The organism is Clostridium sp. YIM B02500, assembly GCF_022324665.1.
GTDB lineage: Bacteria > Bacillota > Clostridia > Clostridiales > Clostridiaceae > Clostridium > Clostridium beijerinckii.
This window is the reverse complement of the sequence record NZ_JAKGTE010000001.1, coordinates 235,059-252,631: the sequence shown is the minus strand read 5'-3', so window position 1 is coordinate 252,631 and position 17,573 is coordinate 235,059. Positions and strand designations below refer to the sequence as shown.

Below are 17,573 nucleotides of genomic sequence, written 5' to 3'. Positions count from 1 at the left end.
ATCAATTAAGGCATAATAGGTATGTTGTAAAACATTATTTTATCTGTCTATCTAATATCATGCAGAAGTTAGTAAGTCATATTGCATTATTAAAGAATAATATAATTCTAGGCAGTATATATACTGCATTGATACAAATTCTATTTTATGAATTTAAAGGAGGATTAATATGACAAATAAAATATTGTTATCTATAATAGAGAATTTAAATGATGAGCTTATAGAAGTATATCGCAAACTACATGAGAATCCTGAATTGTCTAATGAGGAATATAAAACTACACAACTAATAAAAGATTTGCTAAAAAGAGCAGATATAGATATTCTTGATTTACCTTTGGATACAGGCCTTGTAGCACAGGTAAAAGGAAATCCTAATGGTCCTGTCGTCGCTATCAGATGTGATATAGATGCATTACCAATCAAAGAAGAGACAAGTCTCTGTTATAAGTCTAAAGTTGATGGTATGATGCATGCTTGTGGTCATGATTTTCATATGGCGGTGATTTTAGGTGCAGCATATTTAGTTAAAAAGCATCAAGGGTCATTAATAGGAACAGTAAAATTTATATTTCAGCCGGGTGAAGAAAGTGCGGATGGAGCTAAAAAAATTTTAGAGACAGGTGTTTTAGATGATGTGGATGCAATTTTTGGAATACACAATGTTTCAGATTCAGAAGTTGGAATAATGGGAATAAAAACTGGAGCAATGACAGCTGCTGTCGATAGGTTTGAAATAAATATTACAGGGATTGGTAGCCATGCTGCTAAGCCGGAAAAAGGAATAGATCCAATTATAATTGCCAGTAACATAGTTACATCACTTCAAACAATTATCAGTCGTAATATAGGTCCAACAGAAAAAGCGCTATTAAGTGTGACTCATATAGAAGGAGGAAATACTTGGAATGTAATTCCAGAATTAGCATATCTTGAAGGTACAGTAAGAACATTAGATGAGAATATACGTCAATTAATAGCTAAGAGAATGAATGAAATGGTATCAGGAATAGCACAATCTTTTGGTGGAAGTGCAGAGCTTATTTGGCATTCAGGTTCTCCGGCAACAAATAATACTGAAGAATGGGTAGAGTTTAGCACTAAAATTGGAAAACGATCTGGATATGATGTTAGAAGAATATCTATGGGTCTAGAGGGTGAAGATTTTGCGTATTATCAAAGAAAAATACCAGGTGCATTTATAATTGTAGGAACAGGAAAATCTTATGCGCACCATCACCCGGAATATAAAGTTGATGAGAAGGCAATTTTAAATAGCTCGAAATATTTTGCACAACTGGCAGAAGGTGCTTTAAAAGAGATAATAGATAAGAAATATAAACATAAGATTAAGTAGATAAAGGTACTTAATTTAAATATTTATTTTGTAATATAGTAAAGAATTAAAAGTTTTAAAGCTACATTACTAGTGATTAAGTTTAATAAAGAAATTGAATTTCAATTTTAAAAATAAGTCCCTAACAAATGATTGCAATGATTGAAAGAAATTACAAAGTGTGATAAGTTGGTTGTAATTAGTAAAATTTGAGGAAATAGTTGCATAAATGCTCCAAATAGTTTATTAGAGATTATTATGATGAATCATTTCTGAGAATTATTACGGCAGATTGGAATTCAAAGGAGGGAAAATGAGGAGATGGAGTACAAGCTATTTAAATCATTAGCAGATAATCTTCCACAGCCTATATGGATAAAAGACCTTGAATTGAGATTTATATATGTAAATAAAGAATACAAAGCTATATATAAAGATATAAATAAAGAATTTATTGGAAAAAATGATGCAGAGATATTTGATGGTGTTGTAAGAGAGGAATGTATTAAATATTGCAATCAAGTTATAAACTCCTTAAAGCCATTAACTGAAGAAGGGTACCTTGATGGAAAGCGCAGAAAAATTACTATAGTTCCGCTAATTGATGAGGGAAAAGTATTTGCTGTAGCTGGCATATATGCAAATTTAGATATTATAAAAGAAAAAGATAAGATTATAGAGAAACAAGAAAACATATTAAAAGTTGTAATGGATACACTTCCAGGAAGAGTATTTTTTAAAGATAAAGAAGGCAGATATGTATATGTAAATAAGCAATTTGATGAATTCTATAATAAGGATGGTATAGGAGAAGTAGTTGGAAAGACAAATATTGATATACATCCAACGGAAGAATTGGCTGCAAAATATTCAAGAGAAGATAATGAAGTAATAAAAAATAAAAGAAGTATAAAAGCTGAAACAATACTTTACTCAGAAGATGGAGAGGAAATATATACAGAAGCAGTAAAAGTACCTGTAATCGATAAGAATGGTGATGTTTCAGGTGTTGTAGGATTAGTATTAGATATAACTGAGAAAAAAGAAGCAGAGAAAAAATTAAGGCAATTAAGTTTTACTGATATTTTAACAGGTTTATACAATAGAACATATTTTGAAGAAAAAGTGAAAGAGTTCCAAGGTGAAGAGTATCTTCCGGTAGGAGTAATAATGGGGGATGCCAATGGACTAAAATTAGTAAATGATACGCTAGGTCATGATCAAGGCGATGAACTTTTAAGATTAATAGCCCAAGCACTTAAAGATGTATGTGGTGAAAAACAGTTGATTTTCAGAACTGGTGGAGATGAATTCGTAATTTTAAGTAAAAATACAACTGAACAGGAATGTGAAATCATTATTAAAAATATATTTGATCGTTGCAAAATGTATAAGCACGATTTAATCAATGTGAGCATATCTTTAGGTGCATCAGTAGCGGATAGCTTGAATAAGAGTATATATCAAGCATTAAAAGAAGCAGATGATAAGGTATATAGGCAAAAGTTGCTACAAAAAACCAGTCTTAATAGTTCTATAATGTATTCTCTGCAAATGGGTTTAGAAGCTAAGAGTTTGGAAACTGAAGAACATACAGATAGAGTATTAGAAAATTCTATTGCGATAGGAGAAAAGTTATCGCTTCCAATGTCGGTAATGGATGAGCTAACAATAGTTGCTAAGCTTCATGATATAGGGAAAATAGGAATAAATGAAGAAATATTACTTAAGAAGGGTGAGCTAACAGAAGATGAGTTCGAGGTAGTTAAAACTCATACAGAAAAAGGATATAGAATAGTAAAAGCATCAAATCAATTAGATAATGTAGCAAAAGGTGTCTTAGCTCATCATGAAAGATGGGATGGAAATGGCTATCCACTTAAATTAGAGGGCGAGAAAATACCGCTAGTATCTAGAATTGTTAGTGTTGCGGATTCATATGATGCTATGACTAACAATGGTATTTATAAGAGATGCTTGGATAAAGAAGAAGCAATCGAAGAATTAAAAAGATGTTCAGGGAAGCAATTTGATCCAATTATAGTTAAGGCATTTATAGAATACTTAGAAGAAACTGAGGAATAATAAAATCTATTGGGAATTTATAATAAGAGAGAAGATATTCATGATGTGAGATATAATTAACTTAATGAAAGCTGCAATTTTTGATTACAATCCCTACGTTAAGGGATTTTTTTATGTATTCATTAAGTAATAAAGATATAAGTATGATATCATATGAAGTAATTACATTATATTGGAGGTGTGATATGAAATTTGATATTTATAAAATAGCTGATAATTACAAGCTCTCAGAAACAGAGAGACAGGTTTTGCAATACATATTGACTAATATTGATTCTGTTTTAACTAAAGGTGTAAGAGATGTTGCAACAATTAATTATACATCGGCGGCAACAATAATAAAGCTATCAAAGAAGCTAGGTTATACAGGCTATGTCGATATGATATATCGACTAAACTTCATAGTAAAAAATCATCAAAACAATCAAGAACATACCTCTGATATTACTAGCTTCATATCAGAAATTGAAAATAAGAAAATAGAAGATTTCATTTCTATGATAATTAAACATAGAGAAGATATAATTTTCATAACAGCCACTGGATTCTCTGATTCGATTGCAGATTTCTTTTGGAGAAAGATGTTAGTGCTTGGGTTTAAATGCATTAAAACAAATTCTTATGGAGTATATGACAGCAATCAAATAGGAGGCGCCTTAGTTATTGGAATATCTAAAAGTGGAGAAACGGAAAGTATAACAAAAGTGATTGATTATGCATCAAAAAATGAATTGGATATTATAACTTTTACTGGTAAGTCAGAGAATCACATGGCTAAAAAGGCAACCTTAAATTTTATGATATTAGATGATAAAGAATTAGATGATAGAAATCTTACCGCGAACTATTTTTATGCTAGGGTAATGATTGTAATGGAATATTTGCTAGATAAGGTAATGAGTAATTTATAAAATATAGATATCCAAACTAATCATACCCATGTGGAAACTTACTGAAATTATATATAGAAAGCTATCTCGATGTTAACTAATGAGATAGCTTTTTTAAAGTGTAAAGGTAAACATGTTTACTTTTGAGTCAACATGTTGCTGAAACGTTTAAAACTATTAACAATATCTATTAATAATGATATCCTATTCTCACAGGTAATTACCCAAAAAAAATTATAAAATAGTGAAGGGGAATATTTAAATGAAAGATAAGATTTTAAATAGTATGCAGAAATTTGCCAAAGCTATGATTGGACCGGTCTTATTCTTACCCATTGTAGGTATGTTGATTGCATTAACAGCAGTTTTCACCAATACAACATTTGTAAAAGAAGGCGGAGCAATTTGGGTAACAGGAAAATTCTTTAATGGAATGTTATCACCGATTATGGGGAACTTAAGCATTTTGTTTTGTGTCGGAATAGCGATGGGGATGTCAAAGAAGAAAAAAGCGGAAGCAGCATTCATTTCCATTATGTCATATATTTTGTTCCTAGGCGCGAATAGTAAGTGGTTAGAGCTATCTGGAAAAATAATTAAAGGTGATACAGCATCAGCTTTATATGGAACTGGGCAGACAATCCAACTAGGATTCCATGTGACAGATATGGGAGTGTTTCTAGGAATGATTCTAGGAGTACTAGTTGCTATAGTTCATAACAAATATATAGATAAAGAATTTAGTGGCGCTATGGCTCCATACGGTAATAGTAAGTTTGTATTCGTTATCATGATTCCTGTAGTGGCTATATTAAGTATTGGTACCACATATGTATGGCCTACAATAGCTGCTGGAATCACAGCTCTTACTGGATTTATGAGTTCTGCAGGGGCGGCTGGAGTGTTTGTTTATGGATTTTTAAATAGATTCTTAGTTCCAACAGGCTTACATCATTTAATTTGGTCTCCATTCCTATATTCAGCAGTTGGGGATCAGATGATAATAAATGGCCAAAATGTAATTGGAGCAAAACCAGTTTTCTTAGCATTGCTTAATGATTCAACAATCTCTATTATGCCTGATTCAGCAAGATTTTTAACATATGGATTAGTTAAAACTTTTGGTGTAATTGGAGTTGCCTTAGCATTTTACTTCACTGCTAAAAAAGCAAAGCGTAGTAATTTAAAGGCACAATTAATACCATCAACTTTAACAGCAGTAATCGCAGGTATCACAGAACCATTAGAATTTACATTTATTTTTGCTGCACCATTACTATGGTTTGTTTATTCAGTGATTGATGGACTATTCCAAATGTTTGTATACCTATTAAATGTAAGAGTATGTGCAACTAATGGAATATTAGATTTTTTAGTAATAAACTTGCCAGCAGGTATAGGTAAAACTCATTGGCCTGTGTATATACTAGTAGGATTAGTTGAAATAGTTGTGATTTTCTTAGTATTCAAATTTATGATTGAGAAGATGAATTTAAGAACACCTGGAAGAGAAGAAAATAATACAGATGCTGTAATTGATTTAAATGAGAATGCAGCAAAAGTTAAGCAAGATATGAAATCAGAAAATAAAAATAATAGTAAAGCTAATAACGATGATGAAAAAGCATTAACAATAATTAGAGCATTAGGTGGAAAAGCAAATATAGTAACAGTAGAAAATTGTTTTTCAAGACTTAGAGTGGATGTTATAGATAACACCTTAATTGATGAAGAAGCTTTAAAAGGAACAGGCGCAGCAGGTGTTGTGAAAAAGGGAAATAATATACAAGTTGTATATGGCCTTTCAATTAATAAAATTAGAACAATAGTAGATGAAGCATTAGACAGAGCAGAATAAAATGAAGGAGGAATCATTAAAATGAAAAAATTTAAATTAGTAATAGTAGGCGGAGGAAGCACATATACACCAGGGATCGTAAAGAGTTTACTTTCAAAGAAAGAGGATTTTAAAATATCAGAATTAAGATTATATGATATAAATGCGGAACGTCAAAATAAAGTAGGAGTGATAGTAAAGAAAGTAGTAGAAATGTTTGATCCAGATGTAAAGCTTGTTCTTACAACTGATCCAGAAGAAGGATTTAAAGATGCAGATTTTGTTTTTGCTCAAATGCGTGTTGGATTATATAAGATGAGAGAACAAGACGAAAAAATTCCACTAAAATATGATGTGGTTGGTCAAGAAACATGTGGTCCTGGAGGCTTAGCATATGGATTAAGAACAATATATCCTATGGTTGAAATGATAGATTTTTGTGAAAAATATGCAAATAAAAATTATTGGATTGTTAATTATTCTAATCCAGCAGCTATTGTAGCAAAAGCTATGTATAAGTTAAGACCAAATGCAAGGATTTTAAATATATGTGATATGCCAGTTGCAATTATGAGAAATATGGCTAATATCTTAGATTGTGATAGACATGATATAGAAGCAGATTATTTTGGATTAAATCACTTTGGGTGGTTTACAAAAATTAGAGTTAGTGGTGAAGATAAAACTGAGGAGTTAAAAGCATATGTAAAGGAACATGGTTATATTCCACCGGATTCAAGAAGTGAAGTAAGACATAATGATGCATCATGGCTTCATACATTTGATAATGCTAAACATATAATGCAAATGTTCCCTAAATATCTTCCAAATACGTATATGCAATATTATCTTTTAGGAGATAGAATTGTAAAGGAAGCAGATAAAAATCATACTAGAGCTAATGAAGTAATGGAAGGAAGAGAGAAGAAGATATTTGATGCTGTAGACCAATATAATGCTACAGGAGAAATTGATCTTACACAATTCTTTACTGGAGTGCATGGAGAATTTATTGTTGAAGTTGCTATGAGCTTAGCTTTTGATTTAAGAAAGAGACACCTAGTTATGGTAGAAAATAATGGGGCAATAAAAAATTTACCTGACGATGCTATGGTAGAAGTACCTGCATATATAACTAAAGATGGACCAGAACCAGTACGTGTAGGAGAAATACCAACTTTCTATAAAGGAATAATTGAACAACAAGAAGCATCAGAAAAACTTGTAGTTGAGGCTGCTATTGAAGGTTCATATGAAAAAGCACTTATGGCATTTACTATGAACAAAACAATTCCATCTGCATTTGTAGCAAAACAGATTTTAGATGATATGATTAAAGCTAATAAAGAATATTGGCCAGAATTGAAGTAGGATAGAGAATGTTTAAAAATATATTAAAAAGAAACAAAAATAAATTATTATATGCTTTTACAGATGGAGTTAGCGTAGATATAAGTGAAGTTAAAGATGAAGTGTTTTCTCAGAAAATGATGGGCGAAGGTATTGCTATTAAACCAAGTATTAATAAAATATTTTCACCATGTGATGGGACTATTGTTACAATAATGAAGGAAAGCAAGCATGCAATAGGAATAAGAACAGAGGATGGAGTAGAAATTCTAATTCACGTGGGACTTGACACTGTAAATTTGAAAGGTGAAGGCTTTAATTTGTATTGTGAAGAAGAAAAATACGTGAAAAAAGGCGAGTTACTTTTAGAATTCGATAAAGAACTCCTAAAAGAAAAAGGAATAGAAGATATAACAATGCTTATTATTCCAAATTTAAATGGCCATGAAATTCTAAATTTTCATATCGGAGAAATTATGAAAGTTAAAGAAAGCCCTATAATTGAATATAAATAGATATTTATAGAAATAAGCTTCATTGTTATATGGAGCTTATTTTTTTAGCAAATTCTACGTTAAAGCCAGCATTTTATATTATCACGGCATTAGGGGAAAGTGGAGTTAAGTGCCTAGAATAAAAAAATGAGTATTCAAGGTGAGTATAAGAATAGATAGAAGAGTGAGATAATCGTAAGAATATATTAGAAATGATATTGACAAAATAATTTATTAATATATAATGAAATTAATAAGACCCCCCTACACAGGGGGAGGGGAGGAAGAAATGAGCGAGGAAAGAAAAAAAGCATTACAATCTTTAAAAACAGCGAAGGGTCAAATAGAAGGAATAATAAAAATGATTGAAGATGATAGATATTGCATAGATGTTGCAAATCAATTGATGGCAGTTCAATCTTTAATAAAAAAAGCAGATTTAATGATTTTGCAAGGCCATTTACGTCATTGTGTAAAAGAGGCTTGCTATAACAATAATCCAGATGAGAAAATAGAAGAATTTAATAAAGTTTTAGAAAAGTTACTTTCAAAATAGAACCGATTATTAAGAAATGACAATATGAAATAAAATATAAAAGCATTATTGCATTAATTAAATATAGAGAAAAGTTGTAAATTGCTTAGTGAAGTTAAAATTAGCTTAATGTAAATTTTTAAAGTATATGCTAAATAAGTAAAGAGGTGAAGTATGAATAAAAAAGCATTTAAAATTGAAGGAATGACATGCTCAGCATGTGCAAATAGAGTTGAAAGATTTGTTAAAAAGTTAGAAGGCGTAAATAGCGCAAATGTTAACTTTGCAACAGAAACGCTGAACGTAGAGTTTGATGAAAACAAACTTAATAATGAAAATATAGAAGCAACCGTAGTTAAAGCCGGTTACGGTGTTAAGAAGAATATGAAGACTTATACTTTTAAAGTTGAAGGAATGACATGCTCGGCTTGTGCAAGTAGAGTAGAGAGAGTTACTAAAAAGCTTAAGGGGGTTCAAGATTCTGTTGTTAATTTAGCAACAGAGAAGTTGACTATAAATATAGATGAAGATGAAATTGGATATAGTGAAATTAAAGCTGCTGTAGATAAAGCAGGGTATAAGCTAATTAAGGAAGAAGAGCAAGTTGAAGAAAAGAAAAAACTAGAGGCAAGTCAATTGTTATTAAGGAGATTTATTATATCTCTAATATTTGCAATTCCGCTTTTAGTAATAACTATGGGACATATGTTAGGTATGCCTCTTCCATATATTATTGATTCTATGATGAATCCATTGAATTTTGCTGTGATTCAATTAGTATTAACAATACCTGTAATGATAGCTGGATATAAGTTCTATCTAATTGGAATAAAGAATTTATTTAAACTAAGTCCTAATATGGATTCGTTGATAGCTATAAGTACTTTAGCAGCAGTTTTATATGGAGTATTTGGAATTTATAAAATACAAACAGGCGAAACTGAATATGCTATGCACTTATATTTTGAGTCAGCAGCAGTCATTTTAACTTTAATAACACTTGGAAAATATCTGGAGGCAGTTTCAAAAGGAAGAACATCACAAGCTATTAAAGCACTAATGGGGTTAGCACCTAAAACTGCAACAATAATAAGAAATAATGCTGAAATTACAATACCTATAGAAGAAGTAATTGTCGGTGATATAGTCTTAGTTAAACCAGGTGAAAAGGTACCTGTAGATGGAGAAATTATTGATGGTAGTACATCTATTGATGAGTCAATGCTTACAGGGGAAAGTATTCCTGTAGAAAAGATAGTAGGAAGCAGCGTAATTGGAGCAAGTATCAATAAAACTGGCTTTATAAAGTATAAAGCAACTAAGGTTGGAAAAGATACTGCACTTGCACAAATAGTTAGGTTAGTTGAAGAAGCACAAGGATCTAAAGCTCCAATAGCTAAACTTGCAGATGTTATATCAGCATATTTTGTGCCAATAGTTATAATGCTAGCAATAATAGCTTCAATAGGATGGTTAATTTCAGGAGAAACAACAATATTCTCTCTAACAATATTTATTGCAGTACTAGTTATAGCCTGCCCATGCGCATTAGGCCTTGCAACTCCAACTGCAATAATGGTTGGAACAGGTAAAGGCGCAGAGAATGGTGTGTTAATTAAAGGCGGTGAAGCGTTAGAAACTACTCATAGTATAAAAACTATAGTATTTGATAAAACTGGGACTATAACAGAAGGAAAACCAGTGGTTACAGATATAATAACAAATGGAATTTCGGAGGATGAGATATTAATTTTAGCTGCAAGTAGCGAAAAAGGTTCAGAGCATCCGTTAGGAGAAGCAATAGTTAAAGAAGCGAATGATAAAAACTTGGAACTTAAAGAAATTCAACAATTCAATGCAATTCCAGGACATGGAATAGAAGTTAAGATAGAAGAAAAAAATATTTTACTTGGAAATAAAAAATTAATGATAGAAAAAAATATTGATATTGCTATGTTCGCGGATGAAAGTGATAGATTAGCAGCTGAAGGTAAGACTCCTATGTATGTAGCAGTTGATAATACTTTAAGTGGAATAGTAGCTGTTGCAGATACTGTTAAGCCAAGTAGCAAAAAAGCTATAGAAGCTCTTCATAACATGGGAATAAAGGTAGCTATGATTACTGGAGATAACAAAAAAACTGCAGATGCAATAGCAAAACAAGTTGGAATTGATATAGTGCTAGCTGAAGTATTGCCTGAAGACAAGGCTAATGAAGTCAAAAAGCTTCAAGGAGAGAACATGAAGGTAGCTATGGTTGGGGATGGAATAAATGATGCACCAGCATTAGCTCAATCTAATGTTGGAATTGCAATAGGATCAGGTACTGATGTTGCAATAGAATCAGCAGATATAGTTCTTATGAAAAGCGATTTGATGGATGTTATAACAGCAATAAAACTAAGTAAAGCAACCATTAAAAATATAAAACAAAATTTATTCTGGGCATTTGGATATAATGTACTAGGAATACCAGTTGCTATGGGAATACTTCATGTTTTTGGAGGTCCATTGTTAAATCCTATGATAGCAGCTGCAGCAATGAGCTTAAGTTCTGTTTCAGTACTTACAAATGCATTAAGACTTAAAAATTTTAAAGCCTAATCAATAAGATATGATGATAAGCAAAAATAGAATATTAGGACATTTCTTAGGTAGTAGATAATTACATCTAGATGCTTGAAGAAAAGTATTTCAAATATCTATATTTTGATTTCTAAATTTTAATCATTAATAAACGGGAGGTAATAGATATGAAAAAGAAAATATTAATTGAAGGAATGAGTTGTGAACATTGTGTTGCTCATGTAAAGGAAGCACTAGAAAATTTGGATAAGGTAACTTCAGTTGAAGTTAGTCTTAAGGACAATTGTGCAACAGTTGAAACTGAAAATAGTAATGAAGAAATAAAAGAAGCTATTGAAGAAGAAGGCTATGATGTAGTTAAAATAGAAGAATAAGACAAATAATATTCTTTCAAAAAATCTGGTTAAACGTAAAATTTCTAAATTTAATGAATTTAAAGAATAGATTAAACAATTTTTATAGATAGTTAACAACAAGGATTTATTTTCCGTGTTGTTAACTATTTATTTTTATTAATTTGAGCTATCTGTTTAACAGTTATAGAAAAAAATAATATGCATATAAAATACTACTACTTATTAATACGTATTAAAACATTATTATAATGTATTGACATTTTTATCTTATAGCAATATTATTCAATTAGTAGAAAAATACTAAAGAATAATACTTCGATAAAATTTAAAGGGGGACAATATATGAAAAAATTTTTATTAAAAAAGTTAATAGTATTTGTGGCAATTAGCAGTATAGCGTTTGGAATTATAGGATGTAGTAGTAACACTAATAGTTCTGGCAAAAATTCAGATGTTAAGTCATCATCATTAAGTGATATAAAATCAAAAGGCAAAATTGTAGTTGGAACGAGTGCTGATTACCCACCATATGAATTTCATAAAGAAATAGATGGTAAGGATCAAATTGTAGGTATTGACGTAAGTATTGCAAAAGAAGTTGCTAAAGATTTAGGTGTAGAACTTGAAATTAAGGATATGGATTTTGATGGACTTCTTGTATCGCTTCAGGCAGGAAAGTCCGATTTAGTATTTGCTGCAATGAATCCAACTGATGAAAGAAGAGAAAATGCTGATTTTTCAGATATATACAATAAAGAGAAAAATATATTTATAGTAAGAAAAGGTGAAGCAGATTCAGTAAAATCAATGGATGATTTGAAAAATAAGAAAATTGGGGTTCAAAAGGGATCAGTTCAAGAAGGCTTAGTAAAAGATAACTTACCAAGTGCGGAAGTGAAAGGATTAGGAAAAGCTACTGACTTAGTACTTGATTTAAAGAATAAAAAAGTTGATGCGATATTACTTGACTCACCAGTGGCTAAGTTTAATTGTGAGAAAAACAATGATATAGAATTGACTTCAGTAACTATTGCGGCGCAAGAAGATGGAGCAGCGATAGCAATGAGGAAAGGTTCTACTGAATTGCAGACAGAAATCAATAAAACAATAAAAAGATTAAAGGATGAAGGAAAAATTGATGAATTTGTTGTAGAGGCAAATAAATTAATGGATTAGGTTCGAATAAAGTTTGATCATTTACATAATTATTGATGTAAGGAAGTTACTGATACCTTACATCAATAATTTTATATTTTAAAGGGAGATGTTTTTGTAATAGGTCAATCAGGTTCGAGAAAAAGTATCTATATAATATACTCAAATAATTGGCGAATAATATTTCTAGCAAATTACACTGTTTAATCAGAAAAGATATACTTACTATTTAAGTTTAAAATAAGTTGCATAACATTATACAATACGTTATAATACGTATCAACAAGTTCGATTAAGAAAAATATTTATTCCAAGATTAGTAGTAACGTTATTATGATACAGTTACGCAAGGTAAAAAGAGATAAATCGCTTATTAGTTGCAGTAAGTAATGTACTTATTAAAAAAGTAAAAATGCTATATGCTTATACGTTACTATTTGGGTTAATGATCTTAAGCATTTGCCAATGTAAAAAATATAAATTCGTAGAATTAGATTATAAATATATAGGAGGAATAACAATGAATACTAGGGAAATCGTAGGGAAAATTAGATCAAGTAAGGAAGATGGAATAAAGGAAGTGTTTTTAGTAGCATGTGGAGGGTCTTTAGTAGATATGTATGCATCACAATATTTTTTACAAAGTGAAGCAAGAGAATTAAGGGCTTTATCATATACAAGTAATGAATTTGTACATGCAACACCAAAATCATTAGGAAAAAGTTCGGTAGTAATAGTATGCTCACACGGTGGAAATACTCCTGAAACAGTCGAAGCAGCTAAAGTAGCTAGAGAGAAAGGGGCAGCGACTATAACATTAACACATAATAAAGATGCAGATTTAATTAAGTATGCAGATTACAATATCCTTTACGAATGGGGAAATGATACAAGCGTAGAAGACAATCCAATGGCAATAATTCTAAATATAGCAGTCGAAATATTAAATCAAACAGAAGTTTATGAAGGATATAATAAATTTATGGAAGGTTTAAAGATTGTAAATGATGTTGTAAAAAGAGGCCAAGGTTTAGTTGCAGAAAGAGCAAAGAAATATGCAGAAAAATATAAAGATGAGCCAATAACATATGTATTAGGAAGCGGAGCATCATATGGTCATGCCTATGGATTCTCAATATGTTCACTAATGGAAATGCAATGGATGAACGCATCAGCAGTGCACTCAGGTGAGTACTTCCATGGACCATTTGAAGTAACTGATAAGGAAACACTATATTTATTATTAATGAATGAAGGTAGAACTAGAGAATTAGATGAAAGAGCACTTAAATTCCTAAATAAATATGGTGCAAAAGTTGAAGTTGTTGATTGCAAAGAACTTGGAATTAGTGTAATTGATAGTTCAGTAGTTGAATTCTTTAATCCTATAGTATTCTATAGCATCTTATGTGTGTATAGGGAAGAATTAGCAAAACTTAGAAACCATGATTTAGATACCAGAAGATATATGGGAAAAGTTGAATATTAAAATATTTAAGTGTAGGAGAAGATATTATGGTAAAAGTTATTGGGTTAGGAGATAACGTTGTAGATAAATATGAGCATATTAGAACAATGTATCCAGGTGGAAATGCATTGAATTTTGCAGCTTATGCAAAAAAAATAGGAATAAATTCAGCATTTTTAGGTGCATTTGGATCAGATGCTGAAGCAGATCATGTTCAAAATACAATTCATGAACTTGGCTTAGATATTTCAAAGTGCAGACATTTTAATGGAGAAAATGGATGCGCAAGAGTAACTTTAGAAGATGGTGATAGAGTTTTTCTTGGAAGCAATGAAGGTGGAGTTTTAAGAGAAAATGGATTAAATCTTACGCAAGATGATTTAGAATACATTAAAACTTTTGATTTACTACATGCAGGTTTATACGGATATACGGAACCAGAGCTTGATAAAATAAGAGCATTAAGCATTCCAATATCTTTTGATTTCTCTGATGATTTTACAATTGAAGAAGTCGAAAGAATTGCGCCTAAAGTAGATTTTAGTTTCTTCTCATGTAGCCATTTAAAGACCGATGAAATGCTTAATTTAGTGATGAAAGCTCATAAGCTTGGAAGTGAAATAGTAGTAGTTACTATGGGAGAAAAAGGTGCATTATTATATGATGGAACTAAGTTTTATTCACAAGAGCCAGAGCTTGTTGAAGCTGTAGATACAATGGGAGCAGGAGATTCATTCATAACAGCATTCTTGATAAATTACATAAGCAAAATTAAAGAAAATGAATTGGATAGGGAAAATATAATTAAAGAAAGTCTAAATGAAGGTGCTATATTTTCAGCTAAAACATGTCTAGTAGAAGGCTCATTTGGATATGGTAAAAAATATTAATTAAAAGTATAGTGGCTGTTGAATAGTTATTATTTAATGAGCAATATCAAACAGCTATTTTAAGATTACTGTAATAAATCAAAGAATTGATATTATCACAACAATAGATTAATTGAAGTTTCAAAAATGTTGTGATAGTATATAGTTAATATTATAGATGTTTAAAAGGAGTCTTTATATGCTAATACAAGATAATATTATTCCTTTATATCAACAATTAGCGGATATTATACGTAATTCAATAACGAGCGGAGAATTAAAATATGGAGATAAGATTCCAACAGAAGTTGAGTTAAGTGAAAAATATAATGTTAGTAGGATAACAGTACGTGCAGCTATAAATGAATTAGTTGAGTCAGGTTTTATTATAAAAAAACAAGGAAAAGGAACATTTGTAAGTAAGCCAAAAGTTCAGAGGAAAATTGAATATTTATCTAGTTTTACTGCTGCCTGTGAGGCCAGTGGCTTAAAAGTAACTAATGAAATCATTAAAAGAGAGGTAATGGAGCCCAAAATAGAAGACAAGAAAGCTCTAGAACTAGATGATGATGATAAGTTAATATATATTCAAAGAGTTAGATTTGCAGGTGGAGATCCATTAATGCTAGAAAATAATTATTTTTCTTTTAAAAGGTTTAATTTTTTACTAACAGAAGATTTAAGTGGTTCACTATATGAATTATTAAGAGATAAATATGATATAAATCCATCTGATTCGCCTAACTCAGGAAATGATCATACCACAATAGAAATTGCAAAAGCTATGGATGAAGAGGCTGCGCTATTGATGGTGCAAAAGGGTGAACCTTTGTTTTATATAAAGACTGTTATTTATGATGATAAGAATAGACCGGTACATATAGGAAAACAGTACGTTATAGGCGAAAGATATAAATTCGTAATATCATAGTATATAAATTCTTAAATGTAAAATATTGAGAAGTACTAGATACCTAAAGTTATATATAAAAACCGAAAGAAAGGTCATGCATTTGTTCCAGGTTGCTGGAGTATTTAGCTGTGAATTTCCAATAGCAAAAATTGCACCATTCCTGCATGCTCCCGAGGCAAGCTCGTGACAAGCAAAAATGGAACAACTTCTACTAAGGAAATATCTACAGCTAAATGCTCAATGCAACACTTCCATAAAAGTATGACCTTTCTTTCTGGTATATACTACAATTAAAATTATATGTTTGGGTTTGGGTTAGATATCTAGGCGCGAAATAATTAGAAATCAATATGGTGGATTGTGCTCTTAGAACACTTAAGCAAAATCTTCAAAGGACCGAAACAAACGCATATTCCCTTCCGAAGGTTTAGCAGTAAACTTAAAATTTCCTCATATTGTAAGTGCTTTTATATTTCACCTAGTTCGCAACACTTATAATTTGAGATACTTTATTAAATGCATAGTCCATTGCACTTTCTAAATTTGAATTATTTTTTCCTGCTCCTTGAGCTTGGAAAGGACTTCCGCCGCCTTTTCCATCAATAAGAGATATAGCATCTTTTAAAAGTTCATTCATTTTGATATCTTTAATGTCTTTAGAACAAGCAAATAATAGATTTACTTTTTCATCAGATTTTACTGCCATTAGAGCTATTGTGTTCTCATTTTCGATAAGCTTAGAAGTAAGGTTATTCACATACTTTAGGTTTTCACCATCAAATATTTGTTTAATTACTTTAACATTATTTATTTTAGCTGCATTTTCAAGAATTTCCTTAACTTGATATTTAGCTAGTAGAATGTTAAGATTTTTATTTGTTTCATTAGCTTCACGAAGATTTTGATTTAAGTTCTTTATACCATTTATAGCTTCATTTTCATTACAACTTAAATATCTGCATATAGAAGTTTGAAATTCATCTTTCTTAAATGAATCAGAAATAGCACGTTCGCCAGCTAGAAATTCTATTCTTGTTCCCTCTTTATGTTTCTCGAATTTTTTTATTTTAATAAGTCTTAAGTCAAGAGTAGATGTAGGGTGGAGTCCGCAGCAAGCATTAATATCAAAATCTCCTATTTTTACGATTCTAATATCCTCTTCAGTATTTGGAAGAGCACGTCTAAGAGATAACTTTTTAAGTTCGGCTTTAGTTGGAACAAAAGATTCTACAGGTAAGGCATCCCCTATAACTTTATTAGCAAGTCTTTCTGCGTCTCTAACTTGTTCTTCAGTTAAGACACCATAAATATCTACTGTGCTTATATCAGAACCTAGGTGAATAGCAAAAGTATTAGCGTTAAAAAGGTTGAAGAAAGATCCTGATAAAACATGTTGACCTAAATGCTGATGCATACCGTCTTGTCTTCTATCCCAATCAATTGAACATTTAACCTTATGTATCTTGAGTGGTTTCTTTTCAACCACATGATAAACAATTTCCTCTTTTTCGTATACATCAATAACTTTTTGATCTTCTAGAGTTCCAATATCACAGCTTTGTCCGCCACCTCCTGGGAAAAATGCTGTTTTATCCAATATGACATGAAATTTATTATCAATTTCTTTTATATCAACAATTTCAGCAGTAAATTCTTTAAGGTATCGATTATCATAATATAATTTTTCCATATGTAAATT

Annotated in this window: 14 protein-coding genes; 13 read left to right on the top strand and 1 reads right to left on the bottom strand. The window is 30.7% G+C overall.

All coding sequences use genetic code 11. From position 1 onward, the window contains the following. The first annotated feature begins 169 nt into the window (after window positions 1-169). From L1S46_RS00880 to L1S46_RS00820, 13 genes are all read left to right on the top strand, one after another. Window positions 170-1,357, top strand: coding sequence for an amidohydrolase (locus tag L1S46_RS00880; protein WP_238898857.1), 1,188 nt, complete (start codon window positions 170-172; stop codon window positions 1,355-1,357). Between the two features lie 300 nt (window positions 1,358-1,657). After that, on the top strand, window positions 1,658-3,421 hold the full coding sequence (locus tag L1S46_RS00875) for an HD domain-containing phosphohydrolase (RefSeq protein ID WP_077829072.1): 1,764 nt from the start codon (window positions 1,658-1,660) through the stop codon (window positions 3,419-3,421). A gap of 185 nt (window positions 3,422-3,606) precedes the next feature. After that, window positions 3,607-4,332, top strand: a complete 726-nt coding sequence (locus L1S46_RS00870) for a MurR/RpiR family transcriptional regulator (protein ID WP_038458635.1) — start codon at window positions 3,607-3,609, stop codon at window positions 4,330-4,332. A gap of 241 nt (window positions 4,333-4,573) precedes the next feature. Next, the gene (locus L1S46_RS00865) at window positions 4,574-6,169 is read left to right on the top strand and encodes a PTS transporter subunit EIIC (protein ID WP_077829073.1); all 1,596 of its coding nucleotides are present in this window, start codon (window positions 4,574-4,576) and stop codon (window positions 6,167-6,169) included. A gap of 21 nt (window positions 6,170-6,190) precedes the next feature. Continuing rightward, window positions 6,191-7,519, top strand: a complete 1,329-nt coding sequence (locus L1S46_RS00860) for a 6-phospho-alpha-glucosidase (RefSeq protein ID WP_171787421.1) — start codon at window positions 6,191-6,193, stop codon at window positions 7,517-7,519. A gap of 8 nt (window positions 7,520-7,527) precedes the next feature. After that, entirely contained in the window at window positions 7,528-8,013 is a 486-nt protein-coding gene (locus L1S46_RS00855; protein ID WP_023976999.1) for a PTS glucose transporter subunit IIA, read from the top strand. Between the two features lie 268 nt (window positions 8,014-8,281). Further along, window positions 8,282-8,548 carry a metal-sensing transcriptional repressor gene (locus tag L1S46_RS00850; protein WP_012060955.1) on the top strand — a complete coding sequence of 89 codons (267 nt, stop codon included), beginning with the start codon at window positions 8,282-8,284 and terminating at the stop codon, window positions 8,546-8,548. Between the two features lie 153 nt (window positions 8,549-8,701). Beyond that, on the top strand, window positions 8,702-11,131 hold the full coding sequence (locus tag L1S46_RS00845; RefSeq protein ID WP_171787422.1) for a heavy metal translocating P-type ATPase: 2,430 nt from the start codon (window positions 8,702-8,704) through the stop codon (window positions 11,129-11,131). Between the two features lie 149 nt (window positions 11,132-11,280). Next, window positions 11,281-11,487 carry a cation transporter gene (locus L1S46_RS00840; protein ID WP_012060953.1) on the top strand — a complete coding sequence of 69 codons (207 nt, stop codon included), beginning with the start codon at window positions 11,281-11,283 and terminating at the stop codon, window positions 11,485-11,487. A gap of 324 nt (window positions 11,488-11,811) precedes the next feature. After that, a complete protein-coding gene (locus tag L1S46_RS00835) occupies window positions 11,812-12,645 on the top strand; it encodes a transporter substrate-binding domain-containing protein (protein ID WP_077829075.1) in 834 nt (277 codons plus the stop codon). Window positions 12,646-13,144: 499 nt separating this feature from the next. Further along, the gene (locus L1S46_RS00830; RefSeq protein ID WP_238898855.1) at window positions 13,145-14,113 is read left to right on the top strand and encodes an SIS domain-containing protein; all 969 of its coding nucleotides are present in this window, start codon (window positions 13,145-13,147) and stop codon (window positions 14,111-14,113) included. Then, entirely contained in the window at window positions 14,107-14,982 is an 876-nt protein-coding gene (locus L1S46_RS00825; protein ID WP_343217236.1) for a fructoselysine 6-kinase, read from the top strand. Before L1S46_RS00830 ends, L1S46_RS00825 begins: the two co-directional genes overlap by 7 nt. 178 nt (window positions 14,983-15,160) lie before the next feature. Further along, window positions 15,161-15,892, top strand: coding sequence for a GntR family transcriptional regulator (locus L1S46_RS00820; protein WP_023974380.1), 732 nt, complete (start codon window positions 15,161-15,163; stop codon window positions 15,890-15,892). Window positions 15,893-16,352: 460 nt separating this feature from the next. Here L1S46_RS00820 and L1S46_RS00815 read toward each other — a convergent pair whose 3' ends face one another. Then, complete coding sequence (locus L1S46_RS00815) at window positions 16,353-17,564, bottom strand: DHHA1 domain-containing protein (RefSeq protein ID WP_236895856.1); 1,212 nt, start codon at window positions 17,562-17,564, stop codon at window positions 16,353-16,355. Window positions 17,565-17,573 lie beyond the last annotated feature (9 nt).